This is a genomic window from Methanosaeta sp. UBA356, from assembly GCF_002496465.1.
In the GTDB taxonomy this organism is placed as follows: Archaea; Halobacteriota; Methanosarcinia; order Methanotrichales; family Methanotrichaceae; genus Methanothrix; species Methanothrix soehngenii.
Window position 1 is genome coordinate 1 of record NZ_DAKC01000023.1, and the last position, 11,470, is coordinate 11,470.

The 11,470-nt window shown below is 53.6% G+C and carries 13 protein-coding genes and 1 tRNA gene; 7 read left to right on the forward strand and 7 right to left on the reverse strand.

The features are described 5' to 3' along the window. On the reverse strand, positions 1-921 hold a 921-nt coding region (locus tag BP727_RS01320), incomplete at its 3' end, for a hypothetical protein (protein WP_286857011.1). Positions 922-1,142: 221 nt separating this feature from the next. Here BP727_RS01320 and BP727_RS01325 point away from each other — a divergent pair. From BP727_RS01325 to BP727_RS01355, 7 genes are all read left to right on the forward strand, one after another. Then, positions 1,143-1,508: a hypothetical protein gene (locus BP727_RS01325; RefSeq protein ID WP_276620557.1), complete on the forward strand. Its 366-nt coding sequence runs from the start codon at positions 1,143-1,145 to the stop codon at positions 1,506-1,508. 456 nt (positions 1,509-1,964) lie between these two features. After that, a complete protein-coding gene (locus BP727_RS01330) occupies positions 1,965-2,528 on the forward strand; it encodes a helix-turn-helix domain-containing protein (protein ID WP_048132863.1) in 564 nt (187 codons plus the stop codon). 21 nt (positions 2,529-2,549) lie between these two features. After that, a complete protein-coding gene (locus tag BP727_RS01335) occupies positions 2,550-4,451 on the forward strand; it encodes an AMP-binding protein (RefSeq protein ID WP_342766262.1) in 1,902 nt (633 codons plus the stop codon). A gap of 2 nt (positions 4,452-4,453) precedes the next feature. After that, on the forward strand, positions 4,454-5,497 hold the full coding sequence (locus tag BP727_RS01340) for a 3-methyl-2-oxobutanoate dehydrogenase subunit VorB (protein WP_013718635.1): 1,044 nt from the start codon (positions 4,454-4,456) through the stop codon (positions 5,495-5,497). Beyond that, entirely contained in the window at positions 5,498-6,943 is a 1,446-nt protein-coding gene (locus tag BP727_RS01345) for a 2-oxoacid:acceptor oxidoreductase family protein (protein WP_286857018.1), read from the forward strand. A gap of 149 nt (positions 6,944-7,092) precedes the next feature. After that, the gene (locus BP727_RS01350; RefSeq protein ID WP_276837643.1) at positions 7,093-7,299 is read left to right on the forward strand and encodes a DUF2281 domain-containing protein; all 207 of its coding nucleotides are present in this window, start codon (positions 7,093-7,095) and stop codon (positions 7,297-7,299) included. Further along, a complete protein-coding gene (locus BP727_RS01355; protein ID WP_273279092.1) occupies positions 7,299-7,694 on the forward strand; it encodes a PIN domain-containing protein in 396 nt (131 codons plus the stop codon). The genes BP727_RS01350 and BP727_RS01355 overlap by 1 nt, the downstream gene beginning before the upstream one ends. Here the strand turns inward: BP727_RS01355 and BP727_RS01360 are convergent. The 6 genes from BP727_RS01360 to BP727_RS01385 all read right to left on the reverse strand — a co-directional run. Continuing rightward, a complete protein-coding gene (locus BP727_RS01360; RefSeq protein ID WP_048131781.1) occupies positions 7,687-7,911 on the reverse strand; it encodes a hypothetical protein in 225 nt (74 codons plus the stop codon). The genes BP727_RS01355 and BP727_RS01360 overlap by 8 nt on opposite strands. Positions 7,912-7,927: 16 nt before the next feature. After that, a complete protein-coding gene (locus BP727_RS01365) occupies positions 7,928-8,536 on the reverse strand; it encodes a CDP-alcohol phosphatidyltransferase family protein (RefSeq protein WP_013718631.1) in 609 nt (202 codons plus the stop codon). A gap of 30 nt (positions 8,537-8,566) precedes the next feature. After that, entirely contained in the window at positions 8,567-9,775 is a 1,209-nt protein-coding gene (locus BP727_RS01370) for an aminotransferase class I/II-fold pyridoxal phosphate-dependent enzyme (protein WP_013718630.1), read from the reverse strand. Then, a complete protein-coding gene (locus tag BP727_RS01375) occupies positions 9,772-10,251 on the reverse strand; it encodes an Lrp/AsnC family transcriptional regulator (protein WP_013718629.1) in 480 nt (159 codons plus the stop codon). Before BP727_RS01375 ends, BP727_RS01370 begins: the two co-directional genes overlap by 4 nt. Before the next feature lie 431 nt (positions 10,252-10,682). Beyond that, positions 10,683-10,757 (reverse strand) — tRNA-Thr (locus BP727_RS01380). Positions 10,758-10,781: 24 nt separating this feature from the next. Continuing rightward, positions 10,782-11,470 (reverse strand): hypothetical protein (locus BP727_RS01385; RefSeq protein ID WP_286857025.1); only part of this gene is annotated, 689 nt, incomplete at its 5' end.

Sequence of the window (11,470 nt, forward strand, 5' to 3'; positions counted from 1 at the left end):
CACTTTTTCATTATGCTCTGCCCGTTCCTTTGCCAGTTCATCTCTCTTCTCAGATTGGCTCTCCTGCATCTCATTTGCCTTTGCAGGTGTCGAGCTTGCCTCCCCAGCGGCCATAACCCGGGCATCGATATCGTTTGGTGTGTCTGCTTTGACCGTTGTCCCGGTCTCTGTCGTCTCTGGCTTGGCCGGTGTCTCCGCTTTGGCCGTTGCTTTAGCCTCCGCAGATGTTTCAATCTCTGCCGGCGTCTCTTCATTTGCCTGCTTTCCGGCCTTTTCGTCCTCGTCCGCCTTTATCGCTCCCTCATCAGAGCTTTTTTCTGGCAATTGACTTATGGATGTCTGATTTTTGGCAGTAGCATTTGCGCTCTCATTATCCGGGACGGCTGCTTTCTCTTCCTTCTCCGACGAGGACTTTGAACGGGATGAGCTTGAAGAGCCTGATGAGCTATGGCTTTTCTTGCTGCTGGTTGATGAGCTGGTCTTCTTTGCAGAAGCGATGGAGCCTGTCGCCTGCCCAGTTGCGGAGCTGGTTTGGGACGAATCAAGCTCCCTGCTCGCATTTCCATTTTCATCTTTGCCTGTTGAATTCGAGGTCGATTGGCTGCTCATCGCCTTATCTGGGGATGCATTGGCATCAAGAGCACTCAAAGCATTCTCCTGTCCTCCATCATCCGTAGCGCCACCGCTTGCTTTTTTGTCGCCCCAAAGAGCTGGGAATATGATGCCCTTGCCGCCCTGAATGCTCATATTATCGTAATCGATGCCAAAAGAGAAGATATCCGAAATCAGAAAAGCGGCTGTGCCAGTCAGTGACATCAGTGTGAGTATCAAAATAAGATTGTATATTCTGGGATGCTTTCCCTTCAATCTATCTTTAGCCAGACTGTAATAGGTGGTTCTCGATCCCATAAAGTCCTTCATACTTAATCAGATATTTTCTAAAGTTTATAACTCTTGCGATTGAATATTCCATTAATTTACGAAGTCTCTCGATTGATATATCATTCTACTTGATTACTGATGAGTATAAATAATTTATGTTCGCCATTGCACTGGATAGAGCGGCTCATTCCAATAAGTATTTTCTTAGGTAAATTATATATACTGTTATTAACCGAATACTCTCATTGAAGGTGAGTAATATGAAAAAGATCATCTGCAAAAACTGCGGAGTGGTAAACGAGATCTCCGATGGAGCTTTAGACGATGGCGATGATTGGCTGGAATGCACCCTCCCTGAGGGCTTTGAATGGATCCTGCCTGCGGGGAAGATAACTCCGATAGTAGGCGAGCCCCTCTACATCTCCGGCTTTGGCGAGCACCTCTCCCGCCAAGCCTACCGGGACAAATACGACATCGATCCGGAGATAGCCTATCAACTCATGCGCGGGAGCAGTCGCGTTCGAACTGCCGCTATGGCATATGCCGGCAAGCAGAGGGTCGCAGCAACGGTCAGTTCAAAGAGAAGATCAGAGAGCTGGCTTGATGAAGACGACTGGACCTCTTGAAAGGATATGTATACTGGGCCCATAACAGGTAGAATATATGGCCATCTGCAGCTGCCAGGAGCCTCTGGCAATCGCTCACGACAGCTATAATAATTAAAAATCGCCCATAATGGCCATAATGGCTCATAGTATTCGTTTTTGCGGGGCAAAACACCTTTTCTCTGGCAAAGAATCGCCTGGTCAGTCAGGTTTCCGTTTTATCTCCAAGCTTCCCTCAGTCATCAATTTTAGGGTGAATGATTAAGTGATTATTATGTATTTCAGGCACAATTGAGCATAATTGATAATTAAGGCACCATATCATCCTTATTCATCATCCGATATGGATCGGCCCGAATTGAGCCCATTTCCTGAGATAGATTCAAATATAAATGTATGGCAGTCTCAACCCTGCATTACCTGTGGCCTGGATCTACTGCTCTGGACCATGAAGTTGGGATGCGCCGAGGAATGTGCATGAAAGAAACGCTTGAGGAGATAGGAACGCGACTTCGTGAGCTGAGAGAGCTGAACCGAGTATCGCCCGAAGAGATGGCAGAGCACCTGAATGTGGCAGTTGACACGTACAACTGCTATGAGGACGGTATGCTGGACATCCCGGCCAGCATTCTCATAGGCATTGCGCGACGGCTGAACGTGGATACAGGCCTGCTCCTAACCGGCGAGGAGTCCAAGATGAGCATCTTCGCCATAACCCGTAAGGGCGAGGGTGTGGAGGTGGAGCGCAGAAAGCAGTATCATTATCAGAGCCTGGCCAGAAAGTTCGCCAATAAGAAGGCTGAGCCTTTTATCGTCACCATAGATCCCAAGAAAGAGAGCCAATCACATCCGGTCCACTCGCTATACAGCCACCCAGGCCAGGAGTTCGAGTATGTTCTTGAGGGCACACTAAAGATCACCATCAATGAGAACGAGGTCATTCTCAATGAAGGGGACTCGATATTCTTTGATTCAACATATGACCATGTCATGGAAGCTTTAAGTGATAAGCCGGTGAAGCTTTTGGCCGTGGTCATGTAAACCCGTTACAGAGGATTAAAAATGACATCTTTATTGCCTAGGTATGTCTCGCGATTGGATTTCAAATCATACGATGACTTCAGAGAGAACCTGAAGATCCTCGTCCCAGAGAACTTCAATTTCGCTTATGACGTCGTCGACGTTTATGCCGCTGAATGTCCTGATAAATGTGCACTCGTCTGGTGTAACGATCATGGCGAGGCGAAGACCATCAGCTTCAAAGAGCTGAAGAAATTAAGCGACAAAGCAGCCAACCTCTTTCAGGGCTTTGGAATAAAGAAGGGCGATACGGCGATGCTCACCCTCAAGAGCCGCTGGGAGTTCTGGGTGTGTATGGTGGGCTTGAACAAGCTCGGCGCAATCTCCATCCCTTCCACCCATATGCTGAAAGCCAAAGACTTCCTTTATCGCATCAAAAAAGCAGATCTGAAGCTGATCGTCTGCATCGGTGAGAACGGCGTTCCTGCAGAGTTCGATGCCGCCCACAGAGAGGCGGGAGAGGTCCCCCTGGTCAAAGCCCTGGTTGGAAGCCGGGATCTGAATCGAGAGGGCTGGATCAACTTCGATCTGGAGCTGGAACGGGCAAGTGAAACTTTCGTTCGGCCTAAAGGAGATCAGGCGACTAAAAACGATGACATACTTCTGGCATACTTCACCTCCGGCACCACCGGCTATCCGAAGCTGGTCAAGCACGATCAGACCTATCCACTGGGCCATATCCTCACCGCCAAGTTCTGGCAGAATGTAGAGGATGACGGATTGCATTACACAGTTGCCGATACCGGCTGGGCCAAATGCGCCTGGGGCAAGATATTCGGCCAATGGATAGCAGGATCGGCCGTCTTCGTCTATGATTACGACCGCTTCGATGCTGGAAGGATGATGGATGAGATGGGCAAATACGGCGTGACCACCTTCTGCGCCCCGCCCACCATCTTCAGGTTCATGATCAAGAGCGATATGTCTCGCTACGACTTCTCCCGCCTCAAGTATGCAGTCACAGCAGGCGAGCCCCTCAACCCTTCGGTATATGAGAGCTTCCTTGAGACCACCGGCCTGCGGCTGATGGAGGGATACGGCCAGACGGAGACCGTGGTCTGCATCTCCAACTATCCCTGGATGGAGGCCAAACCAGGATCCATGGGAAAGCCAGCAGCAGGATACGATATCCTCCTGGTGGGAAAGAACGACAAGATCTGCGAGGTGGGCGAGGAAGGGGAGATTGTGATCAGGACGGATAAAGGAAAGCCGGTGGGCCTTTTCACCGACTACCATATGGACCCGGACAAGACCCAGAACACCTGGCACGATGACTATTATCATACCGGAGATACCGCCTGGCGAGACGAGGATGGATACTTCTGGTTCATCGGCCGGACGGACGATATGATTAAGAGCTCCGGCTACCGGGTGGGGCCCTTTGAGGTCGAGTCGGCTCTCATGTCCCATCCCGCCGTCCTGGAGGTGGCAATCACCGGAGTGCCCGACCCCATCCGCGGTCAGGTGGTCAAGGCTACGGTGGTTCTCACCCGGGGATTCAGCCCCTCCGAGGAGCTGAAACGAGAGCTGCAAGACCACGTTAAAAAGGTGACAGCGCCCTACAAATACCCCCGAATAGTTGAGTTCGTGGATGAGCTTCCCAAGACCATCAGCGGCAAGATCCGTAGGGTGGAGATCCGGGATAAGGACAAGCCCTATCCGGTGATCAATTCCCTGGAATGCAAAGCATGCGAGAGGTGTGTTGAGGCCTGTCCGGTAGGGGTGCTGAAGATGGGCAGTGAGCTGAACGTCCGCGGCTACAACTATGTGTTATACTCAGGAGACGGATGCATAGGCTGCGCAGCCTGCTACTACACATGCCCCGAGCCGCTGGCAATTGAGGTCCATGTGCCTCAGAAAGAGAAGTCTGTGGAGGAGAGCTGAAAATGGCATCTGGATTAATGGCGGGGAACAGTGCAGTGATCGTGGGAGCGCTCTATGCAGGATGCGACTGCTTCTTCGGCTATCCCATAACTCCGGCCAGCGAGATACTGCAGGAGGCCTCCAAATTCTTCCCTCTGGTAGGCCGCAAGTTCGTCCAGGCGGAATCGGAGGAAGCAGCGATCAATATGGTCTATGGGGCTGCGACTGCCGGCCACCGGGTGCTGGCCGCCAGCTCCGGTCCGGGAATGAGCCTGAAGCAGGAGGGAATAACATACATCGCTGGAGCGCAGCTGCCCTGCGTTATCGTGGACATCTGCCGGGCGGGGCCGGGCTTGGGCAACATCGGTCCAGAGCAGTCCGACTACAATCAGGCCTGTAAGGGAGGAGGCCACGGCTGCTACCACAACATTGTCCTCGCTCCAGCCAGCGTGCAGGAGATGTGCGACTTCACTCGCAAGGGCTTCGACCTGGCCTTCAAGTACAGAAATCCGGTGATCATCCTGGCGGACGGAGTTCTGGGGCATATGGTCGAGCCCCTCCAGTTTCCCCAGGAGGCAATAGAGCATACCATTGATACCACCTGGGCGGTGGCAGGCAGGGCGGAGACCAGAGGAAATCTGGTTACATCCATCTCTTTGGACTTCGGCGACCTGGAGAAGCATAACCTGATCTTGCAGGAGAAGTACCGCCAGGTGGAGGAGAACGAGGTTTTGTGGGATGGATACCGGCTGGAGGATGCGGATGTGGTCTTAGTCTCCTACGGCATCAGCAGCCGGATCGCCCGATCGGCGGTGGACAGTGCCAGAAAGGAGGGAATCCGGGCGGGGCTCTTCCGGCCCATAACCCTCTATCCATTCCCCACGGAGCAGATCGCCAAGCTTGCCGATAGGGGCTGCAAGTTCATATCGGTGGAGATGAGCAACGGCCAGATGCGAGATGATATTCGCCTTGCCAGCGGCTGCCGGCCGGTGGAGCTTGTCTGCCGTTACGGAGGAAATCTGATCAACATCGACGAGATCATGGATAAAATCAGGGAGGTGGCATAAATGGCGGCAAAAGAGAAGCTGTTTGGCGGGCATCCGGGAATGTACGACGTCTTCCCGCGCAAGGGTGGGTCTGCTCCTACCGCCACTCATTACTGTCCGGGCTGCGGGCATGGCATACTGCATAAGCTGATCGGCGAGGCCATGGCCGACCTGGGAATTCAGGACCGGTGCGTTGTGATCAGTCCCGTGGGGTGTGCTGTATTCGCTTACTATTATCTGGATTCGGGACACGTGCAGGCCGCTCACGGCAGGGCTCCAGCCATAGCCACAGGCATCTCCCGGGCAGAGGATGATGCCATAGTCATCTCCTATCAGGGGGACGGAGATCTGGCCTCCATCGGCCTGAACGAGACCATCCAGGCGGCCAACCGGGGGGAGAAGCTGGCGGTCTTCTTCGTCAATAACACCGTCTACGGCATGACCGGCGGCCAGATGGCTCCCACCACACTGATCGGCGAGATCACATCCACCACCCCCCAGGGGCGCGACCCCCAGGAGCAGGGCTATCCCATTCATATCTGCGAGATACTGGATACCCTCAGCGCCCCGGTATTCATCGAGAGGGCGAGCCTCTCGGATATCGAGCACATTCGCAAGGCCAGGAGGGCGGTGAGACGGGCGCTGGAGGTTCAGCGCGATAAAAAAGGCTATGCCTTTGTGGAGCTCCTCAGCCCCTGTCCCACCATTCTGAGGATGGATGCCCGGGGATGCGCCCGGTTCATCAACGAGCAGATGGAAAAGGAGTTTCCTTTGAAGAGGTTCCGTGACAGGTCAGCTGAAGCAGAGCCCATCGTCAGGCCGAACAGCGACTACACCCTGCAGTCCCTGGACAGGATCTTCGGCTGCGAGGATAATGTATGCGTTCAGTTCGAGCACGATCCGGAGTTCGTGCCCAAAGGGGTGAAGATCGCTGGGTTCGGCGGGCAGGGGGTGCTCAGCATGGGGCTGGCCCTGGCCCAGGCGGCCTTCGGATGCGGTCGGTTCGTCTCCTGGTATCCGGATTACGGGCCCGAGCAGAGGGGCGGGACATCCAACTGCTCGGTGATCATCTCAGGAGTGCCCATCGGCTCGCCGGCGGTGGACCATCCCGATGTGCTGGTGGCTTTCAACCGCCCATCTCTGGAAAAGTTCGCCCCTACGGTCAAGAAAGGGGGGGTGATCTTATACGACTCTCTGGCCGGCCAGTTTCAGGCTCCGGAAGGAGTAAAAGCCATATCCGTGCCTGCAACTGAGATCGCTGCGGACAAGGGGGCCAGTATGGCCGCCAACACGGCCATGCTGGGGGCCTTGATGCAGGCCGGAAAACTGGGTCTGCCGAAAGATGCCTATGGGAACGCCTTCCGCGTTACCTTTGCCAAGAAGCCCAAGCTCATACCCAAGAACCTGGAGATCATGGAGGCGGGAGCGCAGGCAGTCAAGGTGCTGGAGATGGCTGCGAGAAAGTAAGCAATGCTTTGAGGAAGGTAGAAGAGATCCACTTAATGGGCTGGTGGATTTCATTCTCTTTTTTTGATGGGGCAAAAAGACTCTTTCATGATCGTCATATTAATCTCAAAAGAGGTGAATGTCATACTCAAGCAAAGGATGTCATCTCTATGTCTGAGCTGGAAGAAATAATCAAAGAGCTGCCTCCTGATTTACATCAAGAGGTTGTCGATTTCGCAAGGTTCCTGATGGAGAAACGAGGCCCAAAGCGGAAAGGTCGGATGAAGCTGGAGTGGAGGGGCGCTTTGCAGGATATGAAAGATGAGTACACATCAGTAGATCTCCAGCACAAGATTCTGGAGTGGAGAGGGGATTGATGTACCTGCTGGATACCAATATTCTACTGGAACTGCTACTTAACCAAAAGAAAGCGGATGAGGTAGAACGGCTTCTTTTGGAAACACCTCCCGAGATGCTCTCCGTATCGGAGTTCACAATAGATTCAATTGGTGTTATTTTGATACGTCGCATCATGCATGATATCTTCCTAAAAGCGGTGGACGATATGCTCTTGGTGGGAGGTATTCGGCTAATGCGGATCGGCCCAGAAGATATGCAAAGAGTTGTTCTGGCATCAAGAAGATTCAAACTCGATTATGATGATGCTTATCAATATGCTCTGGCGGAAAAATATAATTTAATCATTGTGAGTTTTGATAGCGATTTTGACAGAACAGAGCGAGGAAAGTTAAAGCCTTCTGATATTAGATAATGGGGTCGGCAGTGAGGCGATCAGCTCCCGCGGATTGATCCACGGTCATCGGGCTGCCCAGAGCCATGGAGGCAAAGACCAGCACCATGAAGAGATTTCCCAGAATCGAGCTGGTGAGGAAAGCCAAGACCAGCTGGATCTGCCCGGCGCGGATGGCGGAAAGGATGATTATCAGGAAGAGCTGGAGCAGTAGCAGTCCGCATTGGATAGTCTTCAAGACATTGGCTTTGAGGCTAGGATTTTGCTCTCAGGGCAAACCGGATCCTCTGCAGGGCAGTGGCATTGGCCAGTAATGCGGTCAAAGCTATGACCGCCATCAGCCACTGGATGTCAAACAGGCCCAGAAACATCCCGAAATAGAGCAGCATGAGCCTCTCCAGCCTCTCGAGGAGACCTCCCATCCTCTTCAGCTCCCCCGGGTCTTTCACAATCCCCCGGTGGTCGGCATAGGCCCGGACAAAGCTGGTCATGAGCCCGCCAAATATCAGGAGCACTATCCAGACCTCATTGGGAAGGCCAAAAAACTCCCCTCGTCCAATATAAATGAGCAGTCCCAGGTAGAGCATCAGCTCCACATACCTGTCAACCACCCCATCGATATAGGCCCCTTTGTCGCTGACCTGATTGGTGACCCGGGCAACCGTCCCGTCCACGATATCGATGAAGGCAGATAGGGCGAACATGGCCAGGCCCAGGGCGAGCTGGTGCATGACCAGGGCCACCAGGCCTGCCAGTGCCGGCACCAGGGAGATTAGGGTCCAGGCATTGGGACTGAGTCCTATTGCTGCCAGGCCTCCTGCCAGGCGGTCGGTCTTCTCCGATCGAAGGGTGGCTTTGAGCATGTCTTTTTCTTCCTCTTTTCCTCTTTGCTCTCACAGGCTCTTGATGAATATCTCCATCCGGTCCAGCGCCTCTATCAGCTCCTCTCTGCTGGTGGCATAGCTGCAGCGCAAAAATCCCTCTCCGCTCTCGCCGAAGACATTGCCCGGGACTACCGCCACCTTCTGCTCGTATAATAGCCTTTCCGCAAACTCCTCTGAGGAGAGGCCAAACCTCTGGACTGAGGGGAAGGCATAAAATGCCCCCTTGGGCTCGAAGCAGTCCAGGCCAATGCGGTTTAATCCTGAGACGAAAAGGCGCCTGCGCAGGTCATACTCATGCCTCATGTGCAGCATCTCGTCCTTGCCCGATTGCATGGCTTCGAGGGCTGCCACCTGAGCCATGGTGGGGGCACAGAGCATGGTGTATTGATGGATCTTGGTCATCGCACCGACCAGCGCCGGGTCTCCCATCGCATAGCCTATCCGCCAGCCAGTCATGGCATGCGACTTGGAGAGGCCATTCAAGATGAGGGTCCTCTCCTTCATACCCTCCAGCTGGGCGAAGCTGATATGGCTTTTGGAATAGGTTAATTCTGCATAGACCTCATCGGATATCACTATCAGGTCGTTTTCCACCACCACATCAGCCAGGTCCTCCAGGTCCGAGCGGGTCATTATAGCTCCGGTGGGGTTGTTGGGATAGCTCAAGAGAAGGCTGCGGGTCTTCTCGGTCACTCTTCTGGCGACATCCTCCGCCTGGACTCGAAACTCATTCTCCAGCCGGGTGGGGACCGTCTTTGGCACTCCACCGGCCAGGATGATGTCCGGAGTATAAGCCACATAACAGGGCTCGGGAACCACCGCTTCCTCGCCGGGGTTCAGAGTCGCCCGGAAGGCCAGGTCCACCGCCTCGCTCACTCCAGTGGTGATGAGGATCTCCTCATTGCAGTCGAAGTCGATCCCCATATCCCTGCTGACCTCCTGACAGATGGCCTCCCTCAACTCGGGCATGCCTTTATTGGAGGTGTAATGGGTGTTTCCCAGTTCCAGTGAGTAGATGCAGGCCTCGCGCACATGCCAGGGCGTGACGAAGTCTGGCTCGCCCACTCCCAGGGAGATCGCACCTTTCATCTCGCTTACCAGGTCGAAGAACTTGCGTATCCCGGAGGGAGGCATATCCCTTACCGACTGATTGATGTGATCTTTTGCATTCCAGGGGAGGACATTCTTGAGGCGCTGCTTTTTTGTCTGCTGCTTCATGGAGTTATCACCAGTCTCTCGGGCTTGGGCTGCTCAGTGAGGATAGCCCCATGCTCCTTATAGCTCTTGAGTATGAAATGGGTGCAGGTGGACTGGACACCATCCAGGGGGGCGATCTTCTCCGCCACAAAATAGGCGATATCCTTCATGGATTTGCCCCGCACGGTAACGGACAGGTCGTGGCCTCCGGAGATCAGCCGCACTGACTCCACCTCCGAGAACCTGGCGATCCTCTCTGCCACTGCATCGTAGCCCGTCTTTCTCTGCAGAGCTACCTTCAGCTCCAGGACGGCGAAGACGACGCTCTGGTCGAGCTTCTCCCAGTTGATCAGAGTGATGTATTTCCTTATTATGCCTGCATCCTCCATCTCTTTGATCTCCCGGGCCACCTCCTCCTCGGATTTGCCCAGCAGCGCTGCGATCTCGGAAGGTGTTGCCTTGGCGTTTTCGTAAAGGATCTCCAAAATCTCGTGCATGAAATTCTATCTTTTCCCTCTCTATTCAATTATAGGCTTTGCGCTTGCGGCCATAATAGGGATAATCATATACTATCGAAAGTTATTAATACTCATATTACAACTGTATTAATATGAAACAAATGAAATGCCCTAAATGCCATTACGCATGGGAGACGCGGGTGAGCCGACCTAAGGCCTGTCCCAGGTGCAAGACCAGACTGGATGTGAGAAGGACGAAGAAGGCATAAGTGGATATTTCTGCCCAATATCGATATCCCTGGATTGAAAGGCGGCTCGCAAAATTTGGGCCAAGCCTATCTATTTTATCCAGGGGAAGGATAGGGCCCCTCTGATCGGAAGGGGAAATCAGGATCGATTGTTTTTCCTTGTCTTCTTAATTATTTTAGGATTAAATCCTTATTTGCTCCACTCCAAAAATTTCAAAGAAAAGCCCCGAGCGTGATTCGAACACGCGACCTATTGATTACAAGTCAATCGCTCTGGACCAGCTGAGCTACCGAGGCACACCTCTCGGTTGTTTTTCATCATCACTTAAAGGCTTTGCTCCTCTGGGATCCAGATCGATCCGATCTCTCTTTATCCAGCTTCTCCAGGCTGCGCAACAGGGAATACTTCGTTCCCGGATGGCGGGAGTCAAAGCGGCAGAGCTCTTGCCTTGCCTCTTTATGCAGCTCGTCCTCTAATCTCATCTCGGCAAAGCACAGACCATGCTGGAGGGCATAGAGCCGGACCTCCTTGCCGGGTATTCGCCGCAATGGCTGGATGGTGGGGATCATTCCCTGCTCATATCCCTCCGGCCTCGTCTCCTGCCGTCCATATTGCAGCCCACAGATATTCCCCTCCAGATAGCTTATGAATACCTCCGTGGCCATATCGTCCAGGTCATGGCCGGTGGCAATAGCGTTCGCTCCCATCTCCCTCGCGAGTCCGGTCATCATCCTCATCTTTTGAGCAAAGCTGATTGGATCTGGGGCTGGATCGCTCGCCACCCTATCATTCAGGAGCGATACAGGCAGAGCTTTGATGGACACGCGCAGCCCTAGCTGCTGGGAGGCGATCCTGGCCGCCTTCGCGCCAGGGCCGTGGTCATCGAGGATCAGGAGGGCGAGGTCGATATCCCTTCGCCTCGCGAACAGGTCCTTTATGATATTGGCCATAACTGCGCTGCCCTTTCCTCCATCCATGGCCAGAGCCAGTCTCAGGCCGTGGGCAAAGA

Bases quoted from the DNA above. Each gene is read 5' to 3' on its own strand.
- BP727_RS01325 (WP_276620557.1), top strand. From the start codon at position 1,143: ATGAAAAAGATCATCTGCAAAAACTGCGGAGTGGTAAACGAGATCTCC.
- BP727_RS01330 (WP_048132863.1), top strand. From the start codon at position 1,965: ATGAAAGAAACGCTTGAGGAGATAGGAACGCGACTTCGTGAGCTGAGA.
- BP727_RS01335 (WP_342766262.1), top strand. From the start codon at position 2,550: ATGACATCTTTATTGCCTAGGTATGTCTCGCGATTGGATTTCAAATCA.
- BP727_RS01340 (WP_013718635.1), top strand. From the start codon at position 4,454: ATGGCATCTGGATTAATGGCGGGGAACAGTGCAGTGATCGTGGGAGCG.
- BP727_RS01345 (WP_286857018.1), top strand. From the start codon at position 5,498: ATGGCGGCAAAAGAGAAGCTGTTTGGCGGGCATCCGGGAATGTACGAC.
- BP727_RS01350 (WP_276837643.1), top strand. From the start codon at position 7,093: ATGTCTGAGCTGGAAGAAATAATCAAAGAGCTGCCTCCTGATTTACAT.
- BP727_RS01355 (WP_273279092.1), top strand. From the start codon at position 7,299: ATGTACCTGCTGGATACCAATATTCTACTGGAACTGCTACTTAACCAA.
- BP727_RS01365 (WP_013718631.1), bottom strand. From the start codon at position 8,536: ATGCTCAAAGCCACCCTTCGATCGGAGAAGACCGACCGCCTGGCAGGA.
- BP727_RS01370 (WP_013718630.1), bottom strand. From the start codon at position 9,775: ATGAAGCAGCAGACAAAAAAGCAGCGCCTCAAGAATGTCCTCCCCTGG.
- BP727_RS01375 (WP_013718629.1), bottom strand. From the start codon at position 10,251: ATGCACGAGATTTTGGAGATCCTTTACGAAAACGCCAAGGCAACACCT.